At 67.0% G+C, this 23232-nt stretch carries 18 protein-coding genes; 12 read left to right on the plus strand and 6 right to left on the minus strand.

Annotated elements, in window-relative coordinates; translation table 11 throughout:
• Window positions 1–12 precede the first annotated feature (12 nt).
• The gene (locus PIGHUM_RS01890; RefSeq protein WP_124077543.1) at window positions 13–2193 is read left to right on the plus strand and encodes a choice-of-anchor tandem repeat GloVer-containing protein; all 2181 of its coding nucleotides are present in this window, start codon (window positions 13–15) and stop codon (window positions 2191–2193) included.
• 28 nt (window positions 2194–2221) lie between these two features.
• Window positions 2222–4141: a choice-of-anchor tandem repeat GloVer-containing protein gene (locus PIGHUM_RS01895; protein ID WP_124077544.1), complete on the plus strand. Its 1920-nt coding sequence runs from the start codon at window positions 2222–2224 to the stop codon at window positions 4139–4141.
• A gap of 64 nt (window positions 4142–4205) precedes the next feature.
• Here PIGHUM_RS01895 and PIGHUM_RS01900 read toward each other — a convergent pair whose 3' ends face one another.
• Entirely contained in the window at window positions 4206–6071 is a 1866-nt protein-coding gene (locus PIGHUM_RS01900) for a phosphoenolpyruvate carboxykinase (GTP) (RefSeq protein ID WP_124077545.1), read from the minus strand.
• Window positions 6072–6262: 191 nt separating this feature from the next.
• Here PIGHUM_RS01900 and PIGHUM_RS01905 point away from each other — a divergent pair, with 191 nt between their 5' ends.
• On the plus strand, window positions 6263–7270 hold the full coding sequence (locus PIGHUM_RS01905; RefSeq protein ID WP_124077546.1) for a D-2-hydroxyacid dehydrogenase family protein: 1008 nt from the start codon (window positions 6263–6265) through the stop codon (window positions 7268–7270).
• Between the two features lie 258 nt (window positions 7271–7528).
• On the opposite strand, the gene PIGHUM_RS01910 is transcribed toward PIGHUM_RS01905, so the two are convergent.
• Window positions 7529–7735: a cold-shock protein gene (locus PIGHUM_RS01910; protein WP_124077547.1), complete on the minus strand. Its 207-nt coding sequence runs from the start codon at window positions 7733–7735 to the stop codon at window positions 7529–7531.
• A 319-nt stretch (window positions 7736–8054) separates the two neighbouring features.
• Here PIGHUM_RS01910 and PIGHUM_RS01915 point away from each other — a divergent pair, with 319 nt between their 5' ends.
• Entirely contained in the window at window positions 8055–9221 is a 1167-nt protein-coding gene (locus tag PIGHUM_RS01915) for a methionine aminotransferase (protein ID WP_124077548.1), read from the plus strand.
• Window positions 9222–9727: 506 nt separating this feature from the next.
• On the plus strand, window positions 9728–10615 hold the full coding sequence (locus PIGHUM_RS01920; RefSeq protein WP_124077549.1) for an NAD-dependent protein deacetylase: 888 nt from the start codon (window positions 9728–9730) through the stop codon (window positions 10613–10615).
• Here the strand turns inward: PIGHUM_RS01920 and PIGHUM_RS01925 are convergent.
• A complete protein-coding gene (locus tag PIGHUM_RS01925) occupies window positions 10555–11496 on the minus strand; it encodes a LysR family transcriptional regulator (protein WP_124077550.1) in 942 nt (313 codons plus the stop codon). The genes PIGHUM_RS01920 and PIGHUM_RS01925 overlap by 61 nt on opposite strands.
• A gap of 135 nt (window positions 11497–11631) precedes the next feature.
• Here PIGHUM_RS01925 and PIGHUM_RS01930 point away from each other — a divergent pair, with 135 nt between their 5' ends.
• A complete protein-coding gene (locus PIGHUM_RS01930; protein ID WP_124077551.1) occupies window positions 11632–13155 on the plus strand; it encodes a CoA-acylating methylmalonate-semialdehyde dehydrogenase in 1524 nt (507 codons plus the stop codon).
• A gap of 12 nt (window positions 13156–13167) precedes the next feature.
• Here PIGHUM_RS01930 and PIGHUM_RS01935 read toward each other — a convergent pair whose 3' ends face one another.
• The 3 genes from PIGHUM_RS01935 to leuC form a co-directional block, all read right to left on the minus strand.
• Window positions 13168–14067, minus strand: coding sequence for a LysR substrate-binding domain-containing protein (locus PIGHUM_RS01935; RefSeq protein ID WP_124077552.1), 900 nt, complete (start codon window positions 14065–14067; stop codon window positions 13168–13170).
• Between the two features lie 94 nt (window positions 14068–14161).
• Window positions 14162–14818, minus strand: a complete 657-nt coding sequence (leuD, locus tag PIGHUM_RS01940) for a 3-isopropylmalate dehydratase small subunit (protein ID WP_124077553.1) — start codon at window positions 14816–14818, stop codon at window positions 14162–14164.
• A 39-nt stretch (window positions 14819–14857) separates the two neighbouring features.
• Entirely contained in the window at window positions 14858–16258 is a 1401-nt protein-coding gene (leuC, locus tag PIGHUM_RS01945; RefSeq protein ID WP_124077554.1) for a 3-isopropylmalate dehydratase large subunit, read from the minus strand.
• A gap of 231 nt (window positions 16259–16489) precedes the next feature.
• Between leuC and PIGHUM_RS01950 the strand changes: the two genes are divergently transcribed.
• The 6 genes from PIGHUM_RS01950 to modB all read left to right on the plus strand — a co-directional run bounded on the left by PIGHUM_RS01950 (window position 16490) and on the right by modB (window position 23226).
• Window positions 16490–18433: an aconitase family protein gene (locus tag PIGHUM_RS01950; RefSeq protein ID WP_124077555.1), complete on the plus strand. Its 1944-nt coding sequence runs from the start codon at window positions 16490–16492 to the stop codon at window positions 18431–18433.
• Window positions 18434–18552: 119 nt separating this feature from the next.
• On the plus strand, window positions 18553–19545 hold the full coding sequence (locus PIGHUM_RS01955; protein WP_425466659.1) for a TAXI family TRAP transporter solute-binding subunit: 993 nt from the start codon (window positions 18553–18555) through the stop codon (window positions 19543–19545).
• Between the two features lie 35 nt (window positions 19546–19580).
• Entirely contained in the window at window positions 19581–21638 is a 2058-nt protein-coding gene (locus PIGHUM_RS01960) for a TRAP transporter permease (protein WP_124077556.1), read from the plus strand.
• 3 nt (window positions 21639–21641) lie between these two features.
• On the plus strand, window positions 21642–22031 hold the full coding sequence (locus PIGHUM_RS01965) for a DUF1850 domain-containing protein (RefSeq protein WP_124077557.1): 390 nt from the start codon (window positions 21642–21644) through the stop codon (window positions 22029–22031).
• A 63-nt stretch (window positions 22032–22094) separates the two neighbouring features.
• The gene (locus PIGHUM_RS01970) at window positions 22095–22454 is read left to right on the plus strand and encodes a winged helix-turn-helix domain-containing protein (protein ID WP_124077558.1); all 360 of its coding nucleotides are present in this window, start codon (window positions 22095–22097) and stop codon (window positions 22452–22454) included.
• Between the two features lie 94 nt (window positions 22455–22548).
• Entirely contained in the window at window positions 22549–23226 is a 678-nt protein-coding gene (modB, locus tag PIGHUM_RS01975; protein ID WP_124077559.1) for a molybdate ABC transporter permease subunit, read from the plus strand.
• Window positions 23227–23232 lie beyond the last annotated feature (6 nt).

A 23232-nucleotide genomic window follows, 5' to 3' on the forward strand; every position in this document is an offset into this window, starting at 1 on the left:
GGACCCCCGGAAATGACCAAGCCCGATTCCCTTCTCCAGTTCGCGCCCTCGACCGCCGCCAGGCGATGCGCATGGGCGTTCGCGTGCGCGGCGGCCCTCTCCGGCCCGGCCTCGCCGGCCGTCGCGCAAACCGCTTCGAGCGTGCAGGTCAATCACCTGACCTCGTTCCACCAATACTCCGAAACCGTCAGCACTTCGACCAGCCCCGAAGGCTGGCCGGGCGCGCAACGGCCCACCTCGCCGCCGCTCTACATCCTGCATCCCACGCTGAACCGCGGCTACCTGTACGGCGGTTTTTCGGGCCAGAACACCAACATCGCGCGCGGCATTCCCAGCCTGCGCAGCGGCGCCGGGCTCTACTGGCTGCCGACCATACCGGGCGTCTACGAGCGGTTGTCGATCGACAGCCGCACGCACGAGGTCGACGATGAACTGTACGGCCGCATCAACGGCACGCCGCTGCAAGGCAAGGACGGCGGACTGTACGGCGTCATGACCAGCTCGCTCGGCGAACGCACCAACAACTACGGATCGGACGGTCTGGCCACCGTGGGCGCGCGCTACCTGTTCACGGCCACGGTGGACCAGGGCGTCGTCTTCCGCACCGATGCCGACGGCACGCACATGACGGCGGTCACCGCGCCGGGCGATCTCCATTCGCCCAACGGCGCGCTCGTCATGGATGCGAACGGCGACTTCTACGGCGTCGACAAGGGACCGCAGGGACACGGCCGGGTTTTCAAAGTCACGCTGTCGGGCACCCGCGGCACGGTAAGCACCGTGCACGAATTCGGCGCCGGTCCAGACGGCATGCCGCAGATCGCCAACGGCATGGTGCTGGGCAGCGACGGCCGCCTGTACGGCGTGACCGCCTACGACCGCGGCGTGCCTTTCCAGTCCGGCACGCCGTCGGCCGACGATACCCCTACCGGCACGCTCTATCGCATCGATCCCGACCTGCCGGGCACGTTCGCCGTGCTGCACACATTCACCCTGGCCGAGGGTGAAATCAATGTCCTGGACAACGTCACCCATGCGCACACCGCCGGTTCGCGCGGCCTGAGCTGGGTGGCCGAAGGTCCGGACGGCTGGCTCTACGGCGCCACCACCCCCGCCTGCCAGGGCGCCTACAACGCCGATGCGAGCTGGACCAGCGCGGGCTACGCCATAGGCTCGTCCCCCCAATGCGGCACGCACAGCCGCGCACGCACCTACGGCAGCCTGAGCTACCCCTACTACGACGGTCCGGTGCCGCACGGCGCGGTCTACCGCATACGCATGGACGGCACGGGCGGCCTGCAGATACTGCACCGCTTCGCCGACACCGACGGCAGCGCGCCGCGCGGACCGCTGGCGGTGGGCGCGGACGGGAACGTCTACGGCACCACGCTGACCGGCGGCGAACATCGCCATTGGCCGGGCCCGACGACTGTCGGCAACCTGGACCGCGCGGCGACCTGCGATGACCTCGTGCTGGTTTCTCAACAGAACGCCTGCAAGGCGGCCGGCGCCGAGAACTACGATTTCTTGCTGAACCTCGGCCAGAGCGTGACCGATGGCGTGCTCTACCGCATCGTGCCGGCCCGCATCAGCGTGGCGACCGACGGCACGGTGCAGGCCGGCGGCTTCGAACTGCTGCATTCCTTCAAGCGCGACGTGGACGGCCTGCATCCCCTGGGCGTGGCCGCCGGCGGCGATGGCAGGCTGTACGGCGTCGCGGCCAACGGCGGCACCGCCTACAAAAACGCCAGCGGCGCCGACGTGGCGCAGGACGACGAAGGCACGGTGTTCCAGGTGGACCTGCAAGGCGACACGCCCTCGGCCGGCATCACGCTCAATATCGCATCCGCCGAGATCCGCGAGGGCGAACCGGCCACGCTGACCTGGACCTCGTACCAGACCCGCGACTGCCGCGCCGTATCGTCCGCCGATGACTGGAGCGGACCGATCGCCACCGAAGGCAGCATCACCCTGAACAAGGCCGGCGGCACCTATCGCTACAGCGTGGTGTGCACGGACACGGTCAAGAACACCGAGGTCTCGTCCAACCTGGTGACGCTGTACGTGGGCGTGCCCGCGACTACCGAGGACGGCAACACCGTGAACTACGGCAATGGCGGCGGCGGCGCGCTGGCGCTGGCTTTGCTTGCGCCGCTCGCCCTGCTCTGCGGACGCCGGCGCGTCCGCTCCTGACACCTTTTCCCCGCGACGAACATCGATCATGAACAGCAAACCACCTCTTTGCACTGGAACCCGCGCCATCGCGCTCGCGCTGGCCTCGCTGTCGATGCTGGGCAGCAACCCGCTGCTGGCGCAGACCTCGGGCACCGCTTCGCCTTTCACGCCCCAGGTGCTGCTGCGCTTCAGCGGCTCCGCCGGTGATGCACCCGGCGCCCGTCCCTACACTCCCCCCGTGGTGTCGGCCGACGGCAGCGCACTGCTGGGCACTACCCTGGCCGGCGGCCCCGCCTACAGCGTCTACGGCCACGAACAAAGCGTGGCGTACCGGCTGCTCCTGGACGGCCTCGTCTATACCAGCCGCGTCCTGGACGTCGACTACGGCCACCAGTTCACCAATTCCGTGCTCGACAGCGCGGGCACGCTGTGGGCCGGCGCCATGCAGGCCACCAGCTCGGCCAACGCCGGCACCTTCTTCAGCCTGGCCGCCGACGGCCAGCCGGCCCTGGGCGCCGCCCCCGACGCCACGCTGATCTCGGCCACCGGCTTCAGTCCCAAAGGTCAGGCCGCCATCGACGGCCAGAGCAATGTGTACTTCAGCAGCGGCCTGCAGGCGGCTGCATGCACCCCCGCCAATTCGGACACCTCGAACACGCTGTGGCGCCGAAACGCGGCTGGAAAAATCGAACGCATCGTCCGCTTCTGCGACTTCCTGGAGCAGGCCGGTGTCGATAGCCGCAACAATCCCATCTATCGCCACGTCAAGGGCGGCCTGCCCGTCGCGCTGATCTGGAGCGAAACCGACCAGGCGCTCTATGGCTTGACGCAGGTTACCGCCGCCGGCGTGGACCCGAGCCTGCCCGCCGACGACAATGACGGCAAGTCGGCCGGCACGCTGTTCCGCATCGCCAAGACCGCGCTGGACAGCGGCGTGGCTGCCGGCGACGGCGACAAGATCGAGGTTCTACATACCTTTGCGCAAAACCGCGACGGGGTTCCGACCATTTCGGTCACCCTGGTGTCGGGGGATTCGCGTGCCAGCAGCCTGGTCGAAGACGGCGAATGGCTTTACGGCACGACGTATCAGGCGTCGAGCAGCACGGCGCCCGGCGGCACGGTATGGCGCGTGCGCAAGACCGACCCGGCTTCTTTCGCCGTGATCCACACCTTCCACTCTGACGCCAGCCAGGACGGCACCGACCAGGCCGACGGCTCGCAACCCATGGGGCCGCTGGTACGCGCGGCAGACGGCAACATCTACGGCACGACCTCGCGCGACAGCCGCAGCCTGAGCGGCACGGTCGCCATCGGCGCCGGCGCGCTGTTCCGCGTACGGGTGGGCCAGCAGGCCGATCGCGGCGACGACCAGCTCGAGATCCTGCACCGCTTCGACATGGAAACCGAAGGCGGACGTCCTGTTGGTCTGTCCGCAGGTCCGGTGGTCGACGGCGTGCAGAAACTCTACGGCGCCACACGCTTCGGCGGCGCCGACGGCGATCAACTGGGCACGGCGGCTACCTCCACCGGCGGCCACGGCGCGCTGTTCGCGGTCGAACTCGCCCTGCCCAGCGTCAGCTTCACCACGCCGCTGAGCGTATCGGCCACGACCGCCAAGGTGGGCGATGCCCTGCGCCTGAGCTGGGCTGCCGAGAATGCCGAAAGCTGCACCGCGGGCGGCAGCAACGGCGGCATCTGGACCGGCGCCCAGCAGACCAGCGGCAGCGAGGTCCCGCTGGCGGCGCTGACCCAGTCGGGCGTCAACACCTTCACGCTGAGCTGCGCCAGCGTCCATGGCGGTCCGGCGGCCGAAGCCACGGTAAGCGTCACCGTCGAGGCGGCGGCGACGCCGACCGATCCGGACGGCGGCGACACCGGCGGCGGCGGTGGCGGCGGACCGCTGGGTCCGTGGCTGCTGGCGCCGCTGGCCGGCCTGGCGCTGCTGCGTCGGCGTATCGCGTCCTAAAAGCGACGGGCCCGGGCGGTGCGCGATGCGCCGCCCGGGCCCGTCAATGCCTGCAAAAAAGAGATCAGTCGGCGATACGCTGCGCCAGCTTGTCCTTGACCTCGCGCAGTTCCTGCGGCAAGCCATGGGTCAGCAGCTCGAACAGTTCATCGTGCAGGCGAAGCTCTTCCTTCCACGCCTGCAGGTCGATCGACGTGATGCGATCGAACTGTTCGTTGCTGAAGTCCAGGCCACTCCAAGACAGGTCGCCGTAGCTGGGCGTAATGCCGAAGATGTGGTCCTGGCCCGATGCCTTCCCTTCGATGCGTTCCAGCATCCACTTCAGGACGCGCATGTTCTCGCCGAAACCGGGCCAGATGAACTTGCCGTTCTCATCGGTGCGGAACCAGTTCACGCAGAAGATCGCGGGCAGGCGCACGCCTTGCGCGGCCAGCTTGGCGCCCAGGTCCAGCCAGTGGCGGAAGTACTCGCTCATGTTGTAGCCGCAGAACGGCAGCATGGCGAACGGATCGCGGCGCACCACGCCCTGCTTGCCGGTGGCGGCGGCGGTGGTCTCCGAGCCCATGGTGGCGGCCATGTAGACGCCTTCGACCCAGTTGCGGGCCTCGGTCACCAGCGGCACCGTGGTCGAACGGCGGCCGCCGAACACGAAGGCGTCGATGGTCACGCCGGCGGGATTGTCCCACTCGGCATCGATGGCCGGGTTCTGGTCGGCGGCCACGGTGAAGCGGGCGTTCGGATGCGCCGCCTTGCGGCCGGTGCTCTTGCCGATCTCCGGCGTCCAGTCCTTGCCCTGCCAGTCCAGGCAATGGGCCGGGGCCTCGCTCATGCCTTCCCACCAGATGTCGCCGTCGTCGGTCAGCGCGACGTTGGTGAAGATCACGTTCTCGCGCAGCGTGGCCATGCAGTTGGGATTGGTCTTTTCGTTCGTACCCGGCGCCACGCCGAAATAGCCCGCCTCGGGGTTGATCGCGCGTAGCTTGCCGTCGGGGCCCTGCTTGATCCACGCGATGTCGTCGCCGATGGTGGTGACCTGCCAGCCCGGCAGCGCCGCCGGCGGGATCAGCATGGCGAAGTTGGTCTTGCCGCAAGCGGACGGGAACGCCGCGCCCACGTGCATTTTCTTGCCGTCCGGCGCGGTCACGCCCAGGATCAGCATGTGTTCGGCCAGCCAGCCCTGGTCGCGGCCCATCTTGGAAGCGATGCGCAGCGCCAGGCATTTCTTGCCGAGCAGCGCGTTGCCGCCGTAGCCCGAACCGAACGACCAGATCTCGCGGGTTTCCGGATAATGGACGATGTACTTGGTGTCGTTGCACGGCCACTGCACGTCGGCCTGGCCCGCCGCCAGCGGCATGCCCACCGTGTGCACGCAAGGCACGAATTCGCCGTCGCTGCCCAGCACGTCGTAGACCTTGCGGCCCATGCGGGTCATGATGCGCATATTGGTCACGACATAGGGCGAGTCGGACAGTTCGACGCCGATCTGCGCAATAGGCGAGCCCAGCGGCCCCATCGAGAACGGAATCACGTACAGGGTCCGGCCCTGCATGCATCCTTCGAAAAGGCCATTGAGCGTGGCGCGCATCTGGGCCGGATCGACCCAGTTGTTGGTCGGGCCGGCATCTTCCTGGCGCGCCGAGCAGATGAAGGTGCGGTCCTCGACGCGGGCGACGTCCGAGGGATCGGACCAGGCCAGGTAGGAATTCGGGCGCTTGGCCGGATTCAGGCGGCGCAGGGTGCCGGCCTGCACCATCTTTTCGCACAGGCGGTCGTATTCTTCCTGGGAGCCGTCGCACCATTCGATGCGGTCGGGGCGGGTCAGCGCGGCAATATCGGCCACCCAGGCCTTGAGTCGTTCATGGCGTACCCAATCAGGCGCGTCGATGGCCGCTGTTTGTTTGGAATCCGCTGATTCAGGCACGGCATTCATGGATGAAATCTCCTTCCTCGGCGCCTGCTTCAAGCGCCTGATATGTAAATGACAACCGGGCGTCCAGCCCGGTCGGACTAAATATACCGCTCCCGCGCCGGTGTATCCCGAAACGTAAGGGTCGGTTACCGTTGACGGCTCCCACCGCCGCGGCAGATTGGTCTACCATGCGCGTGACTCAAGGAAAGCCCATGCGCATCACGATATTGGACGACTACCAGGACGCCATACGCAAGCTGGACTGCTTCGGCCTGCTCGACGGCCACGACGTCAAGGTCTACAACAATACAGTCAAAGGCCTGGGCCAGTTGGCCGTCAGGCTGCGCGACACGGAAACACTGGTACTGATCCGCGAACGCACCCAGATCACGAAGGCCCTGCTGGACAAACTCCCCCAACTGAAACTGATCTCCCAGACGGGACGGGTGGGCTCGCACATCGACGTGGCCGCCTGCACCGAACGCGGCATCGCCGTCGCGCAGGGCGTTGGCTCGCCGATCGCGCCGGCCGAATTGACCTGGGCGCTCATTATGGCCGCGATGAGGCGGATTCCTCAATATGCGGCTAACCTCAAGCATGGGGCCTGGCAGCAATCCGGGATGAAAGCTTCGTCCATGCCGCCCAATTTCGGCCTGGGCCGCACCCTGCGGGGCCGCACCCTGGGACTGTTCGGCTACGGCAAGATCGGCAAGCTGGTGGCCGGCTACGGCAAGGCCTTCGGCATGAACGTCCAGGTCTGGGGCCGCGACACCACGCTGGAGCGCGCCCGCGCCGACGGCCTGGATACCGCCCCGAGCAAGCAGGCCCTGTTCGAAACGAGCGACGTGCTTTGCCTGCTGCTCAAGCTGACCGAGGAAACCCGCGGCATCATCACGCTGGCCGATCTGCAGCACATGGGGCAGGAATCGCTGCTGGTCAATACCTCGCGGGCCGAGCTGCTCCAGTCCGACGCGCTGGTCCTGGCCTTGAACCGCGGCCGCCCCGGCCTGGCGGCCATAGACGTATTCGAATCCGAGCCCATCCTGCAAGGCCACCCGCTGCTGCGCATGGAAAACGTCATTTGCACGCCGCACATCGGCTTCGTCGAAGCCGACAGCTACAACCTCTATTTCAAGGTTGCCTTCGAGAACATTGCGGCCTGGGCGGCGGGCAAGCCGGCCAATATCGTCAATCCGGAGGTGTGTCCCCCTACGCGCTGACGCGCGCCCGGGATGGTGAGGCCCCAGCCGCTGCGCGGCAGCCCCCGAGGGGGCCTGGGCCCGCCTTGGGGCGGCCCGGCGCCGGGCCCAGGGGGCGGTGCTGGCGGATCGGCGGAGCCGGATCCACCGCTTCCTGGGTCCTTACCCCGATATGCTTCGCCGCAAGCGGGCATGGAACCGCGTTCAGAACGACAACACCCCGTCTAGCGGGGTGTTGGGCGCGGTGCTATCGCATCGCGCGTATGACAAGGACGTTCCTTACAGCGGCTTGATGTCCGCGGCTTGGGGACCCTTGGGACCATCCTTGACTTCGTATTCGACTTCCTGGCCTTCGGCCAGGCTACGGTAGCCGCGGCCGACGATGGCGGAAAAGTGAGCGAACACGTCGGGACCACCGGCATCCGGCGTGATGAAGCCGAAACCTTTGTCCGCGTTAAACCATTTGACCTTGCCCTTCTGTGCCATGTGCGGCGTCCTCTAATAATAAACAGTGCAATAGAACCAAGAACGCCGACACGAACGGTAATGGCGGACATCCGCAAATGCCAGACGGAGCTTGCGTGCTGCTTGAATTCAACTGCGAATAGCAGCATACCCGGGCAAACTTTGCGAATCAATAACATTTCGACGGCGTATCGCAAATGATGCGTGAGTGCATTACAACAAGGCGGAAAGCCCCCATGGACGGGCTATTGCGAGTTTGTTCCACAATGCCCGATAACCGCCGGAGCAGGGGCCGACCGGCCCGGCGGACACTTATGGATCCATCCCGATAAGGCAAGCGATGATCAATTCCAAACTACCGGATGTCGGCGTCACTATATTTACGGTAATGAGCCGGCTCGCCGCCGAAACACAGGCGATCAACCTCGGCCAGGGGTTTCCGGATTTCAATGCCGATCCCGAACTGCTGGCGCAGGTGGATGCCGCGATGCGAGCCGGCCACAACCAATATGCCCCCATGCCCGGCGTGCCGGCGCTGCGCCAGGCCATCAGCGCCAAGACCGAGGCCTTGTACGGCGCGTCCTACGATCCCGAAACCGAGATTACCGTCACCAGCGGCGCCACCCAGGCCCTGATGACCGCCATCCTGGCCGTTGCAGGGCCGGGGGACGAGGTCGTCGTGCTCGAGCCCGTCTACGATTCCTATGTGCCGGCCATCAAGCTGGCCGGTGCGCGTCCGGTAGGGGTGTCCTTGCTGCCGCCTACGCCCGGGGAGCCGACCTATCGTCCGGACTGGACCGCGGTCCGGCAGGCCATCACGCTGCGCACCCGGGCCCTGCTGATCAATTTTCCGCACAATCCGACCGGCGCGATCCTGGAAGACGCCGATCTCGACGAACTCGAGCGCATCGTGGCGGATACGGGCGTCCTGCTGATTTCCGACGAGGTCTACGAGCACATCGTGTTCGACGGCCGCCAGCATGCTTCCATTGCCCGCCGGCCGGCCCTGGCGGCCCGCAGCCTGCTGATATCGTCGTTCGGCAAAACCTTCCATACGACCGGCTGGAAAATCGGCTATTGCTGCGCCCCGGCCGTCCTATCGGCCGAATTCCGCAAGATCCACCAGTTCATGGTCTTTGCGGTCTCCACGCCCATGCAGCACGGCCTGGCGGCCTTCCTGGGGGATCCCCGCCACTACCTGGACCTTCCCGCTTTCTACCAGGCCAAGCGCGATCGCCTGGCGCAGGGCCTGCGACAGACCCGCTTTCGAACCCTGCCTTGTCCCGGCACCTACTTCCTGCTGGCCGACTACAGCGCCATATCGGATGCTCCGGAAAGCGAGTTCGCCCGCTGGCTGACGACCGAGCACGGGGTGGCAGTGATTCCCATTGCCGCATTCCACGGCGATCCGGATGCGCCAGGCTCGAACCGTCAATTGGTGCGCTTCTGTTTTGCCAAGCAGGACAGCACCCTGGACGCAGCACTGGAGAAGTTGCAGGCGGTGTAGCGCGTCATGCCCGCTGTTCACGATGAAAGGGCCGGTCAGCTCGATAGCGACCGGCCCTTTTTCCTGCCGAACCGGCTTTTGCATGCACCTGAGCTGGACGAAGGGGATTTGCAGGAAGCACCGTACCCGCGTAGCGGGCGGGTTCGTCGTCGTAGCAGAGAAGTGTTTTGGGGTTTTATGGATAACTATCTATCTTATTGGTCGTAGTTAATAGGAGCCTGTGGATAACTTTCTTCATCCTGAAAACTTCATATTTTTCAATCGGTTGCGTAAAAATTAGGCATGTGGATAACATTGTCCACATGGTGTACGCCCAACTTGAACAACTTTTTCGGATCGGCAGAATCCGGCACTTGTCCAGAATCTGACCACACCCTGTGCACAACCTGCTTCCCAGAGCTTATCCACAGGCCGGGAGGGGGTTGAAGGAGCGGCCCCTGTCTTTCTACGGACAGTGGGGCATGCACCTCGCGGTATGCTGAGGATCTTGGGGGAGAAAACGGGACGTGGATACATCGCTATTTGCCGCACAGGCCGAGTTGGCGGATTTCATCGGCCGTTCCCGCCGGCTGGTGGTGCTGACCGGGGCCGGCTGCAGCACCGATTCGGGCATACCGGACTACCGCGATGGCCACGGCCAGTGGAAGCGGCGCCCGCCCATCGACCTGCTCACCTTCGCCGGCGACACTGCTGCCCGGGCGAGATACTGGGCGCGCAGCATGGTGGGCTGGCGCTACTTCGGAAAAGCGGGGCCCAACCCGGCGCACCATGCGCTGGCGGCCCTGGAAGCGCGCGGCGGCATGCGTCTGCTGGTGACTCAGAACGTCGATGGCCTGCACCAGGCGGCCGGCAACCGGGCGGTGGTGGACCTGCACGGCCGGCTGGATACGGTGCGTTGCCTGGACTGCGGGCACAAGCTGGCGCGCGCTGACCTGCAGGCCGAGATGGAAAGGCTGAATCCGCAGTGGGCCGTGCTCGATGCGGCGCATGCGCCCGATGGCGACGCCGATCTGGAATCGGATGATTTTTCCGGGTTCCGGATGCTGCCCTGTCCGAGCTGCGGCGGCGTGCTCAAGCCCGACGTGGTGTTCTTCGGCGAACAGGTGCCGGCCGAGCGCATCGCGGCGGTGCTGCAGGCGGTGCGCGAAGCCGACGCCATGCTGGTGGTCGGATCGTCGCTGATGGTGCATTCCGGCTATCGCTACGTGCGCACCGCGGCCGAGGCGGGCGTGCCGGTGGCCGCGGTCAACCTGGGCCGCACGCGCGCCGAGGACCTGCTGGCATTGAAAATCGAGCAGCCTTGCGCGGCGGCGCTGGCTTTCCTGCTGTCGCCTTATTTATCGCCTGGAGCGGCGAACCCGGCGGCGAAGCTCGAGCGCAGGTGCTCTACGTAGCATTGCACCGCTCTGGGCACGCGCGGCGCCCAGGGCCGCAGAGCGTAGAGCCGATTGCCGAAGAACCCCTGGACGCGCCACGCCGGCAGCACCGGCGCCAGCCGCCGCATCGCCGGACTGGCGCTGAAATCCGGCAGCAAGCCGATGCCCAGTCCGTCCAGCACCGCGTCGCGCAGCACTTCGCTGTTGTTGGCCCTGAGCGGTCCCTGCACGGGCACCGACAGCGGCGGCTGTCCGTCTTCCTCGGCGGGAACGAAGGTCCAGGTGTCCGATCCGGCGCCGCCCAGGTAGAGCAGGCAATCGTGCCGGGACAAATCGGCCGGATGGACCGGATGGCCGCGCTTGCGCAGATAGGCCGGACTGGCGACCAGCAATGAGCGCGTTTCGCACAGCGGCCAGGCCACGTAGCTGTCCGGCGGCGCGGCCGTATGGCGGATGGCCAGGTCGTAGCCTTCCTGGGCCAGGTTGACGAAGCGGTCGGTCAAGTCGAGGTGGACCCGCACGTCGGGATAGCGGCGCAGGAAGGAGGCCAGCGCCGGGGCCACGTGCTGGCGTCCCAACGCAACCGGCGCGGTGACTTTCAGCGTGCCGCGCGGCGTTCCCGACAGGTCGCTGACGGCCGAGAACCCGGCATCGATGCGGTCGAACGCGGGGCCGGCATCGGCTACCAACTGCTGTCCGGCCTCGGTCAATACCACGGCGCGGGTCGTGCGCTGCACCAGCGGAATGCCGGCGGCCCGCTCCAGCGCGCCGATGCGCATGCTGACCGAGCCCTTGGACAGGCCGAGCCGCCGCGCCGTCTGCGTAAAGCTGCGGGTCTGGGCGAGCACGGTCAGCAGATGGATGTCGGCCACCCATGAGGCGATGCGGTCGGCGGGCATTTACATGGTGGATTGTTCAGAATATTGAACACTTTAGTCGGAATCGGCCCGCTTATCCAAATGTCGCGCACGGCCTAGACTGAGGCCTTCGTTCCGCAGCCCCGCATGCGGCCCGCCACGCACAGGAATCCCGCCATGTCTTCCGCTTCCGCCCTTCCCTTCGTTTCCCACTGGATAGACGGCGCCCGCGCCGAATCGCGCGGCACGCGTATCGCCGACGTCTTTCATCCCGCCAGCGGCGTCGTAGGCGCCCGCGTTGCACTGGGCAGCGCCGCGGACGTGGATGCCGCCGTCGCCAGCGCCGCACGCGCCTTCCCGGCCTGGGCCGACGTGCCTCCCATCCGCCGCGCGCGCGTCATGTTCCGTTTCCTGGAGCTGCTCAACCGGCACAAGGACGACCTGGCCCGCGCCATCACCGCCGAGCACGGCAAGGTGTTCACCGATGCGCAGGGCGAAGTGGCGCGGGGCATCGATATCGTCGAGTTCGCCTGCGGCATTCCGCAATTGCTCAAGACGCAGTTCACCGACCAGGTTTCCACCGGCATGGACAACTGGACGCTGCGCCAGCCGCTGGGCGTGGTGGCCGGCATCACGCCTTTCAATTTTCCCGTCATGGTGCCGATGTGGATGTTCCCGGTAGCCATCGCGGCGGGCAATTGCTTCGTGCTCAAGCCCAGCCCCGTGGATCCGACGCCCTCGCTCATCATTGCCGACCTGTTCAAGCAGGCCGGCCTGCCGGACGGCGTGTTCAACGTCGTGCAGGGCGACAAGGATGCGGTCGAGGCGCTGATCGCACATCCCGGCGTCAGAGCGATTTCCTTCGTGGGTTCCACCCCCATTGCGCAATCGATCTACGAGCAGGGCGCGCGCCACGGCAAGCGCGTGCAGGCGCTGGGAGGCGCGAAGAACCACATGGTCGTGATGCCGGATGCCGACCTCGATCTGGCGGTGGACGCGCTGATCGGTTCGGCCTACGGCTCGGCGGGCGAGCGCTGCATGGCGATCTCGGTGGCGGTGCTGGTGGGCGAAGCGGCCGACCGCATCATGCCCCGGCTCGTCGAGCGCACCCGCGCGCTCAAGGTCAAGAACGGCATGGAGCTGGATGCCGAGATGGGCCCCATCGTGCACGCCGCCGCGCACCGCCGCATCAGCGACTACATCGCGCTGGGGGCCGAGGAAGGCGCCAGCCTGCTGGTGGACGGCCGCGGTTTCGATCCGGCCGCGGCGGGGCCGGGCTGCGAGGGCGGCTTCTGGCTGGGCGGTACGCTGTTCGACCACGTCGCGCCTTCCATGCGCATCTATCGCGAGGAAATCTTCGGTCCGGTGCTGTCGTGCGTGCGCGTGCCCGATTTCGCGTCGGCCGTCGAACTCGTCAACGCCCACGAATTCGGCAACGGCGTGAGCTGCTTTACCAGCGACGGCAACGTCGCCCGCGAATTCGGCCGGCGCATCCAGGTCGGCATGGTGGGCATCAACGTGCCCATTCCGGTGCCCATGGCCTGGCACGGCTTCGGCGGCTGGAAGCGCTCGCTGTTCGGCGACATGCACGCCTACGGCGAGGAAGGCGTGCGCTTCTACACCCGCCAGAAGAGCATCATGCAGCGCTGGCCGGGCAGCATGCGCAAGGGCGCGGAGTTCGCGATGCCGACGGCGAAGTGATATCCGCCGCCTTCACCGCCGTGCCAGAAAATCCACCAGCGCCGCGGCCGGCGCGGTCAGGCCGCCGCGCTGGCGGAACACGATGAAGGATTCGCGCAAGGCCCATTCTTCCTCGATGGGGATGAGCGCCAGATCCAGCGTATCGACGTAAAGCTCGCCGCTGTGCTGCGGCACCACGGCCACGCCCAGGCCCACGTGCACCATGCGGCACAGCGCATCCAGGCTGCTGACGCGGATCTTGGCGCGCAGCGATGCGCCCAGCCTGGCCGCTTCCCGTTCGAGCAGCTGCGTGAGCGAGGCGTCCTGGCCCAGGCCTACCAGGCTCTCGCCGGCGAAGTCGGACAATCGAACCACCGCCATGCGCGCCAGCCGGTGGCGGCTGGGCACCGCCAGGTACAGCCGGTCGTGGCGGTACGGCAGGGACTCGACTTGCTCCATGCCCGGCACGCGGTTGCAGAACCCCAGGTCGAAATCGCTTTCGAGCAGGCTGCGCAGCACCTGGCTGCTGGTCTGTTCGTCGATCTGTATGTCGACGTCGGGGTAGACGCGCTTGAAAGCGGCCAGGTCCTCGGGCAGGAACTGCACGATGGACGACATGTGGCCGACGATGCGCAGCGTGCCCTTGGCGCCGCTGGCATACCGGGACAGTTCCGCCTCCAGGCGCTCGATGCCGGCCAGGACTTCCTGCGCATGGCGCAGCACCGCCTCGCCTATGGGCGTGACCGAGATGCCGCGCGATTCGCGGTGGATGACGGGTTGGCCGATCACGTGCTCGATCTCGGCGATGCGCCGGCTCACCGCTGAGGGCGCGATCGCTTCGCGCTCGGCGGCGCGCGCGATGTTGCGTTCCTGGCAGACGGCCACGAACAAGCGTAGCGACGTCAGATCGAGTTTGCGGACGAGATTGCTCATGCGGGGCCGACGGCCGAAATAGCGGGAGGGCGCGCAGCGTGCGCGGCGGGTGCGGAAATTGTGGCACGCGCCCGCGGGCGCGGCAATGCATGCCCTAGGCGGCCGCCGCGTCGCGCTTCAGCCAGGGGAAGGCCTGCAGGTGCGCCGCTTCGAACGCGCGAATCTCGTCGGCCTTGCGCAGCGTCAGCGCGATGTCGTCCAGGCCGTTGAGCAGGCAGTACTTGCGGAACGGCGAGATATCGAAGCCGAAGGACAGCGCGCCGTCGGGCGTGGCCACCGTTTGCGCTTCGAGATCCACGTCCAGCGCCATCACGCCGTCCGCCGCCGCGCGCGCGAACAGCGCATCGACCTGCGCGTCGGCCAGCACCACGGGCAGCAAGCCGTTCTGCATCGCGTTGTTGTAGAAGATGTCGCCGAAGCTGGGCGCGATCATGGCGCGGAAACCGTATTGCTGCAGGGCCCAGGGCGCGTGCTCGCGCGACGAGCCGCAGCCGAAGTTGGCCCGCGCCAGCAGGATGGCGCCGCCGCGGTACTGCGGCTGGTTCAGCACGAAATCAGGGTTGAGCGGGCGGTGCGTACAGTCCTGCTCGGGTTCGCCGCGATCCAGGTAGCGCCATTCGTCGAACAGGTAGGGGCCGAAGCCGGTGCGCTTGATGGATTTGAGGAACTGCTTGGGAATGATGGCGTCGGTATCGACGTTGCTGCGGTCGAGCGGTACGACGGTGCTGCGCAGGCGAGTGAATTTATCCATGATGAACGGAACCGTGTCTGGAGGAGGAAGACCCGCGCGTCACAGCGCGCGCACGTCGACAAAGTGGCCGGCGATGGCCGCCGCGGCCGCCATCGCCGGACTGACCAGGTGCGTGCGTCCGCCCGCGCCCTGCCGCCCTTCGAAATTGCGGTTCGAGGTCGAGGCGCAGCGTTCGCCCGGCTCCAGGCGGTCGGCATTCATGGCCATGCACATCGAACAGCCCGATTCGCGCCATTCGAAGCCCGCCTCCAGGAATACGCGGTCCAGTCCTTCACGTTCGGCCTGGGCCTTCACCAGCCCCGAGCCCGGCACTACCATGGCAAGGCGGATGTTGTCGGCCTTGCGGCGGCCCTTGACCACCTCGGCAGCCGCGCGCAGATCCTCGATGCGCGAATTGGTGCAGGAACCGATGAACACCTTGTCCAGGCGGATCTCGGCGATCGGCGTATTGGCCTGCAATCCCATATAGGCCAGCGCCTTGCGCATGCCGTCGCGCCGCACGACGTCGGATTCGGCATCCGGGTCGGGCACTTTGCCGTCCACCGTCGCGACCATTTCCGGCGACGTGCCCCACGTTACCTGGGGCCGGATGGAAGAAGCGTCGATCTCGACCACGGCATCGAATGCCGCGCCCTCGTCCGAATGCAGCGTGCGCCAATAGGCCACGGCCTCATCCCACAGCGCGCCGGCGGGCGCGAACGGCCGGCCGCGCAGGTAATCGATGGTGGCCTGGTCCACCGCGATCATGCCGGCGCGCGCGCCCGCCTCGATGGACATATTGCAGATCGTCATGCGGCCTTCCATCGACAGCGCCCGTATGGCCGAGCCAGCGTACTCGATGGCGTGGCCCGTCGCTCCCGCGGCGCCGATCTTGCCGATCAGCGCCAGTACGATGTCCTTGGCCGCCACGCCCGGCTGCAGCGTGCCCTCCACCTTCACCAGCATGGATTTCATCTTGCGCGCCAGCAGAGTCTGCGTGGCCAGCACGTGTTCCACTTCGGAAGTGCCGATGCCGTGCGCCAGACAGGCGAACGCCCCGTGCGTGGACGTATGCGAGTCGCCGCACACCACCGTCATGCCGGGCAGCGTCGCGCCCTGCTCGGGACCCACCACGTGCTCGATGCCCTGGCGCCGGTCCTGCATGCCGAAGAAGATCACGCCCTGGCTGCGCGCGTTCTCTTCCAGCGCCGCCACCTGGGCGCGCGAGAACGGTTCGGTGATGCCGCCGCTGCGGTCCGTGGTCGGCACGTTGTGGTCGGCGATGGCCAGACAGGAGTCGGGCCGCCATGCTGCGCGGCCGGCCAGCCGCAGTCCTTCGAAGGCCTGCGGGCTGGAGACTTCGTTGATCAGGTGGCGGTCGATGTACAGCAGGCACGTGCCGTCCGCTTCGGCGGCGAAGGCGTGCGCGTCCCAGAGTTTGTCGTAGAGCGTGCGTGGCATGGACGGTCCTTGGGTCTTGTCGGCATCGGTCCGGCTGCGTGCCGGGATGGCCGATATGCACCGCATGATAGGAGTTGCCGCAAGGGCGTGGATTGACGATTCGAGATGGCAGCCGTCGCGGTTGCCGGCACGCCAAGCATCGCTGGATGAGATGGCAGCAATGCCGAAATACCGCTTCGTGCCGGCCTGGCGCCTGTCTACAGTGCATGCGTGAAAAGGAGCCCACGCACCATGAACGACGCCATCCGCTTCGACGGCCGCATCCTGTACCTGTCGGACGACCCCGCCTGTATCGAATCCCAATTGGCCGGCCGCGACCTGATGCTGCAGGAGGCGGGTCCGCTGCGCGACAACGTCTCCACCGACGAGATCACGCCGGTGACCGTGATGCTGAGCTATGACGAGCGCCTGGGCAGCCATCCCTATGTGGGCCTGCAGGCCGGCGGCCGCCGGCCCATCGGGCGCGATGCGGTGCGCAACGGCGGCTTCGTGGCGACCGTGGCGGGCAAGCGCTACGGCAAGGGCTCGTCGCGCGAGCACAGTCCGCTGGCCGAACTCTCGGCCGGCATACGGCTGATCGTGGCCGAGAGCTTCGAGCGCATTTACCAGCAGAACTGCGACAACCTGGGCATCCTGACTACGACGGATTTCGACGTGCTGCGCCGGATCGAAGCCGGCGAGGCCATCCCCATGGACTGTTTCCTGCAGGGGCGCGACGCGCTGACCCAGGCGATCATCCGCAGCGGCGGACTGATGGCCTACAGCCGCCGCGCCAACTGGCCGCAGCAGGGCGCGGGGGATGCATCCGAGCGCGCGGGCGGGCTGACGCTGGTCGAGAAGATCATCCGCCGCCACCTGCACCCGGATACGCCGGCGGCAACGCCGGGAAGCGGCGTCTTCGTACGCGCCGACTGGCGCTTCGCGCACGACTATTTCACCGGCATGAGCGCGCACCTGATGCATCGCGCTTATGGCAAGCCGGCCGCGCTGCGGGATCCGGAGCGCATCGTGGCTTTCCACGACCACCTCGTGCTGGCGCCGCAGAGCGTGCCGCACGTGCGCGGCGGCCTGCTGCCCGAGGTAGTGTCGCTGGTGGGCGGGCACCACGATTTCGCGCGCGACTATCCGGTGCGCGTGCATGGGGAACTGGCCGACGGCAGCGGCGCGGAGGGCATCTGCCACGCGCTGATGACCGAGCGCTACGCTCTGCCCGGCGAGGTGGTCGCGGGCACCGATTCGCATACGCCGCATGCGGGCGCGCTGGGCTGCCTGGCGTTCGGCGTGGGTTCGACCGACATGGCCAACAGCTGGGTTACGGGCTATGTGCGCTGCAAGGTGCCGGAGACGTTGCGGGTCGAGATAAGCGGCCGCCTGCGTCCTGGCGTGACGGCCAAGGACATCGTGCTGGAGCTGCTCAAGTCCGAGCCGGTGCGGCGCGGCGATGCCATCGGCGCGGTATTCGAGTACGGCGGCGCGGCGGTGCGCGCGATGTCGGTGGATGAGCGCGCCACGCTGACCAACATGGTGGCGGAACTCGGCGGCTTCACCGGCATCGTCGAGCCGGACGAACGGACCGTCGCCTTCCTGAAGGAACGGCGCGATACGGAGGTGACCCTGGAGGGCTGGATGCGCAGCGATCCCGATGCGCGCTATCGCAGCGTGATCCGCATCGATGGCGCCGCCGTCAAGCCCATGGTCGCGCGTCCGGGCGACCCGGGCAACGGCATGGAGGCGGAAGCGCTGGACCAGCCCGTGCGCGTGGACATCGCCTACGGGGGATCCTGTACCGGCGGCAAGCGGGACGACTTCGACGCCTATCACGAGGTGCTCGCCTGGGGACTGGCGCGCGGCCGGCGCGTGGCGCCGCATACGCGCTTCTACCTGCAGTTCGGCACCATGGCGGTCAAGGCGTATTGCGAGGAGCAGGGCTACCTGGAGACCTTCGCGCAGGCCGGCGTGACGCTGGTCATGCCCGGCTGCGGCTCTTGCGCCAACTGCGGTCCGGGCCAGTCCACCGAGGCGGCCGAGGTCACCATCAGCGCGATCAACCGCAATTTCCCCGGACGCTCCGGGCCGGGCAGCGTCTGGCTGGCAAGCCCCTATACGGTGGCTGCCAGCGCGCTGGCCGGCCGCATCGCGAGTTTCGGCGGGCTGGCGATGGCGGTGCAGGCCTAGCTATCCGCCGCGCGTCAGTCATCCGGGGTTTCCAGGACAAAAGACGGTTTTGGGTATTGTTTCTGCATACTCCTCGTGTACCATCGGTTGCATAAGAACACCTGTCGAGGAGACTGCCTGTGAAGAAGCTTTCCATCCTGCCCGCGTTCGATGCGCGCCGCCGTACTCTGCTGACGGCCTCCGCTGCCGGCGTTGCCGCGTCGATGTTCGGCATCCCTGCCTTTGCCCAGCAGAAGTTCATCAACGTCCTGACCGGCGGCCAGAGCGGCGTGTATTACCCGCTGGGCGTGGCGCTGGGCCAAATCTACGCCAAGGCCATTCCGGGCGCCAAGACCAGCGTGCAGGCCACCAAGGCTTCGGCCGAGAACCTGAACCTGCTGCAGGCCGGGCGCGGCGAAATCGCCTTCACGCTGGCCGATGCCTTGTCGGACGCCTGGAAGGGCGAGAAGGAGGCCGGCTTCAAGGAGCCGCTGGGCAAGCTGCGCGCCATTGCCGGGATCTACTCCAATTACATTCAGATCATCGCCAGCAAGGCTTCCGGAATCAAGACGCTGGCCGATCTCAAGGGCAAGCGCATTTCGGTCGGCGCCCCGCGCTCGGGCACGGAACTCAATGCGCGCGCGGTGCTGAAAGCCGCGGGCCTGACCTACAAGGATTTCAGCAAGGTCGAATACCTGCCCTTCGGCGAATCGGTCGAACTGATCAAGAACCGCCAGCTCGACGTTACGCTGCAGTCGGCCGGCCTGGGCGTGGCCTCGATACGCGACCTCGCCACGTCGGTGGAGATCGTCGTGGTGCCGGTCAGCCAGGACGTGGTCGCCAAGATCGGCGACCCGGCCTATCAGGCCACGACCATTCCCGCCAATACCTACACCGGCCAGACCGCGGACGTGCCCAGCATCGCGATCCGCAATTTCCTGGTCAGCCACCAGGGCGTGCCGGACGACATCGCCTACGGCATGACCAAGGCGCTGTTCGAAAACCTCGACCAGATGGTCGCGGCGCACTCCGCAGCCAAGGCGATCGACCGCGCCAGCGCGATGGGCGGCACCTCGGTGCCCTTCCACCCTGGCGCATTGAAGTACTACAAGGAAGTCGGCCTGGCCAAGTAAGCCAGTCAGCGTAAGCGCCATCCCGCCGGGGTACCATGAACCAGTCCACCACGACCTCCGGTCCCGTCCCCGACGCGGGCGGACCGGAGCCGGCCGTCCTGGCCGGCGCCTTGTTTTACGTTGCCGTCGCTTTCTCGGCCTTCCAGATCGTCACCGCAGCGTTCAGCCCGCTGTCCAGCACGGTCGTGCGGGCAGTCCACGTCGGCTTCCTGCTGCTGATGGTGTTCGTCCTCCATCCGCCCGCTGGGCGCAAATGGCTGGGCTGGGCCATCGGCGCTGTGGCCTTCCTCACCGGCCTCTACCAATGGTATTTCGAGGCCGACCTGATCCAGCGCGCAGGCGACGTCACATCGCTCGACATGGCGGTGGGCATCGTGCTGATCCTGCTCGTGTTCGACGCGACCCGGCGGGCCATGGGCATTGCGCTGCCCATCATCTGCGCCCTGTTCCTGGCCTACGGCCTGTTCGGCCAGTACCTGCCCGGCGACCTGGCGCACCGGGGCTACGGACTGGACCAGATCGTCGGCCAGCTCGGCTTCGGCACCGAGGGCATCTACGGCACGCCGATCTACGTCTCGTCCTCCTACATCTTCCTGTTCATCCTGTTCGGCGCCTTCCTCGAGCATGCCGGCATGATCCAGCTTTTCACCGATTTCGCCCTCGGACTGTTCGGGCACCGCCGTGGCGGCCCCGCCAAGGTGGCGGTAATTTCCTCGGGCCTGATGGGAACCATCAACGGTTCGGGCGTGGCCAATGTGGTCACCACCGGCCAGTTCACCATCCCGCTGATGAAGCGCTTCGGCTACAAGGCCAGCTTCGCCGGGGGCGTGGAAGCTACGGCGAGCATGGGCGGACAGATCATGCCGCCGGTCATGGGGGCAGTGGCCTTCATCATGTCCGAGACCATCAACGTTCCCTACGTCGACATCTGCAAGGCGGCGCTGATCCCGGCCCTGTTGTACTTCTTCACCGCCTTCGTCATCGTGCACCTGGAAGCCGGCCGCGCGGGTTTGCACGGCATGAGCAAGGACGAGTGCCCGAATCCGTGGCGCGCCATACGCGAGCGCTGGTATCTGCTGCTGCCGCTGATCGCGCTGGTCTGGCTATTGTTTTCGGGTTATACGCCGCTGTTCTCCGGGACGGTGGGGCTGGCGTTGACCGTCGTGCTGATCTTCGGCGCGGGCGTCATGCTGGGCATAAGCTCGATGATCGGGCGCATCGCGTTCTGGATCGCGATCGCGGTAGCCTGCTCCGCATTCATGGAATACGGCATCGCCGCCGTGGTCGCCGTGATCGCGGTGCTGGGCGTGCTGCTCTATCTGCGCGCCAGCGGCCGCCCGGTCCTGCGCACGGCGCTGGCAGCGCTGGCGGACGGGGCGCGGCATGCGCTCCCGGTGGGCATCGCATGCGCGCTGGTGGGGGTGATCATCGGCATCCTGTCGCTGACCGGCGCGGCCACCACCTTCGCCGGCTATGTGATCCGGGTCGGCGAGAACAGCCTGCTGCTGAGCCTGGTGCTGACCATGTGCGTGTGCCTGGTGCTGGGCATGGGCATACCGACCATCCCCAACTACATCATCACCAGTTCGCTTGCCGCGCCGGCCCTGCTGCACCTGGGCGTGCCGCTGATCGTCTCGCACATGTTCGTGTTCTATTTCGGCATCATGGCGGATCTGACGCCGCCTGTCGCGCTGGCGGCATTCGCCGCGGCGCCCATCGCGCGCACATCGGGCATGGCGATCGGGGTACAGGCGGTGCGGATCGCGATAGCGGGTTTTCTGATCCCCTACATCGCGGTCTATAGTCCGGCGCTGATGCTGCAGGCGGGATCGTTGCTGGATACCGCCTATGTGGTGTTCAAGGCAATCGTGGCCGTGCTGCTGTGGGGCGGCACCACCATCGGCTACTGGCGCGGTCCGCTCAGGATATGGGAGCGCGCCTGGGCCTTCGTCGCGGCAGGCCTGCTGGTGGCGGCCGTTCCGCTCACCGACAGCATCGGCTACGTGATGGCCGCCATGCTCGCGCTATGGCACTGGTATCGCACGCGCGACGCGGCGCGGCCCGGATCGGGGTCCGCCGTGGCGTCGGCCTGACGCATGCTGGCGGCGCTGTGCCTGGCGGCAGGAGGCTTCCACGCCACGGTGGCGGCCGATGCGTTCACGCTGTCTTGGCGCCACTCGATAGAGAAGATCGAGTGGCGCGAATCCTACCTGATCCGCGACAACCGGCTGTTCATTGCCGATGCAGCCGTCCGCGGATCGGGCGCCGGCATGGATCCGCCGGAAGGCGCGCGCCTCGAACACGGCGCCTGGCACTATCGGCCCGCGCAGCCTTGGCGCGAGTCGATCGTGCTGTCACGGTCGGAATTCGCCGGCGATTACCTGCTTTGCACGGAACGGCGCTGCGCGCCGCTTGAAACATGGATGGCGGGCGCTCCCGCCGGCGTGCCGGCTGAGCTGTCGGCCTGCCGGACCGAACGCCGTTGAGGCGGCGCTTGCCCGACGCACCTACAATGTCCGCATGATCGACGCCCGCTGTCTCGAGACCGCATGAATACACTGCCGCCGCCCCGCTTCCAGTTCCGCCTGCGCGTCTACCGCGATGCCGGGATCGCCATCGGCCCGGGCAAGATCGCGCTGCTGGAAGCCATCCTGCAGGCGGGCTCCATTACCGCGGGGGCCAAGCAGATGGGCATGTCGTACCGGCGCGCCTGGCTGCTGGTGGACGAGTTGAACCGCTCGCTGAGCGAACCGGCGGTCGAGAGCGCGACGGGCGGCGCGCACGGCGGCGGTACCGTCGTGACCGAAGCGGGAAGGGAATTGATCCGCCGCTATCGTTCCATCGAAGCCAAGGCCCATGCGGCCGCGGCCGACGACATCGCCGCGGTGACCGCCCTGCTGGCTTCCTGAGGCGTTCACCCGGTTCATTCGCAAGCGGGCGAACGGCCGCGCTCCCGGGGTTTCACCATACCGTCGAGCGTGTTTTCGCTGTATCCTTCGGGACATGACGAGTTCGCTGTTCGACGCATTCGATGCGTTTCCGCTGATCCTGTCCCTCAAAGTCGCCGCCCTGGCCACCGTGCTCGCCCTGGTGGCCGGCATTGCCTTGGGGTGGCTGTTCGCGCGCAAGCCTTTCCCCGGCAGTTCGGTGGTCGAGTCGGTGTTCATGCTGCCGCTGGTGCTGCCGCCCACCGTCATCGGCTATGCGATCCTGGTGGCGGCCGGGCGGCGCAGCCCGCTGGGGAAGTGGGTCTACGAGCACTTCGACTACACCATCATCTTCAGCTGGCATGGCGCGGTGGTCGCCTCGGCGGTGGTCGCGCTGCCGCTGGTGCTGAAATCGGCCAACGCCGCGTTCGCCGGCATCGACCGTTCACTCGAAGCGGCCGCCAGCACGCTCGGCCAGTCGCGCTGGTCAGTATTCGTGCGCGTGACGCTGCCGTTGGCCTGGCCCGGCGTGCTGGCCGGCACGCTGCTCGCGTTCGCCCGCGCCATGGGCGAGTTCGGCGCTTCGCTGATGGTGGCCGGTTCGATTCCGAACCGCACGCAAACCCTTTCCATGGCCATCTACGACGCCACGCAGGCGGGCCAGGACGACCTCGCCCTGCTGCTGGTGGTCATCACGTCGGCGATCTCCATCGCCATCCTGGTGGCTTGCAACCGGTATCTTTCGCTCCGTTAAAGGAAT

This window comes from Pigmentiphaga humi (assembly GCF_900606115.1).
Classification (GTDB): domain Bacteria; phylum Pseudomonadota; class Gammaproteobacteria; order Burkholderiales; family Burkholderiaceae_B; genus Pigmentiphaga; species Pigmentiphaga humi.

Excerpts from the sequence above, each read along its gene's own strand:
- PIGHUM_RS01890 (WP_124077543.1), top strand. The coding sequence starts at position 13 with ATGACCAAGCCCGATTCCCTTCTCCAGTTCGCGCCCTCGACCGCCGCC.
- PIGHUM_RS01895 (WP_124077544.1), top strand. The coding sequence starts at position 2,222 with ATGAACAGCAAACCACCTCTTTGCACTGGAACCCGCGCCATCGCGCTC.
- PIGHUM_RS01900 (WP_124077545.1), bottom strand. The coding sequence starts at position 6,071 with ATGAATGCCGTGCCTGAATCAGCGGATTCCAAACAAACAGCGGCCATC.
- PIGHUM_RS01905 (WP_124077546.1), top strand. The coding sequence starts at position 6,263 with ATGCGCATCACGATATTGGACGACTACCAGGACGCCATACGCAAGCTG.
- PIGHUM_RS01910 (WP_124077547.1), bottom strand. The coding sequence starts at position 7,735 with ATGGCACAGAAGGGCAAGGTCAAATGGTTTAACGCGGACAAAGGTTTC.
- PIGHUM_RS01915 (WP_124077548.1), top strand. The coding sequence starts at position 8,055 with ATGATCAATTCCAAACTACCGGATGTCGGCGTCACTATATTTACGGTA.
- PIGHUM_RS01925 (WP_124077550.1), bottom strand. The coding sequence starts at position 11,496 with ATGCCCGCCGACCGCATCGCCTCATGGGTGGCCGACATCCATCTGCTG.
- PIGHUM_RS01930 (WP_124077551.1), top strand. The coding sequence starts at position 11,632 with ATGTCTTCCGCTTCCGCCCTTCCCTTCGTTTCCCACTGGATAGACGGC.
- PIGHUM_RS01935 (WP_124077552.1), bottom strand. The coding sequence starts at position 14,067 with ATGAGCAATCTCGTCCGCAAACTCGATCTGACGTCGCTACGCTTGTTC.
- leuD (WP_124077553.1), bottom strand. The coding sequence starts at position 14,818 with ATGGATAAATTCACTCGCCTGCGCAGCACCGTCGTACCGCTCGACCGC.
- leuC (WP_124077554.1), bottom strand. The coding sequence starts at position 16,258 with ATGCCACGCACGCTCTACGACAAACTCTGGGACGCGCACGCCTTCGCC.
- PIGHUM_RS01950 (WP_124077555.1), top strand. The coding sequence starts at position 16,490 with ATGAACGACGCCATCCGCTTCGACGGCCGCATCCTGTACCTGTCGGAC.
- PIGHUM_RS01960 (WP_124077556.1), top strand. The coding sequence starts at position 19,581 with ATGAACCAGTCCACCACGACCTCCGGTCCCGTCCCCGACGCGGGCGGA.
- PIGHUM_RS01965 (WP_124077557.1), top strand. The coding sequence starts at position 21,642 with ATGCTGGCGGCGCTGTGCCTGGCGGCAGGAGGCTTCCACGCCACGGTG.
- PIGHUM_RS01970 (WP_124077558.1), top strand. The coding sequence starts at position 22,095 with ATGAATACACTGCCGCCGCCCCGCTTCCAGTTCCGCCTGCGCGTCTAC.
- modB (WP_124077559.1), top strand. The coding sequence starts at position 22,549 with ATGACGAGTTCGCTGTTCGACGCATTCGATGCGTTTCCGCTGATCCTG.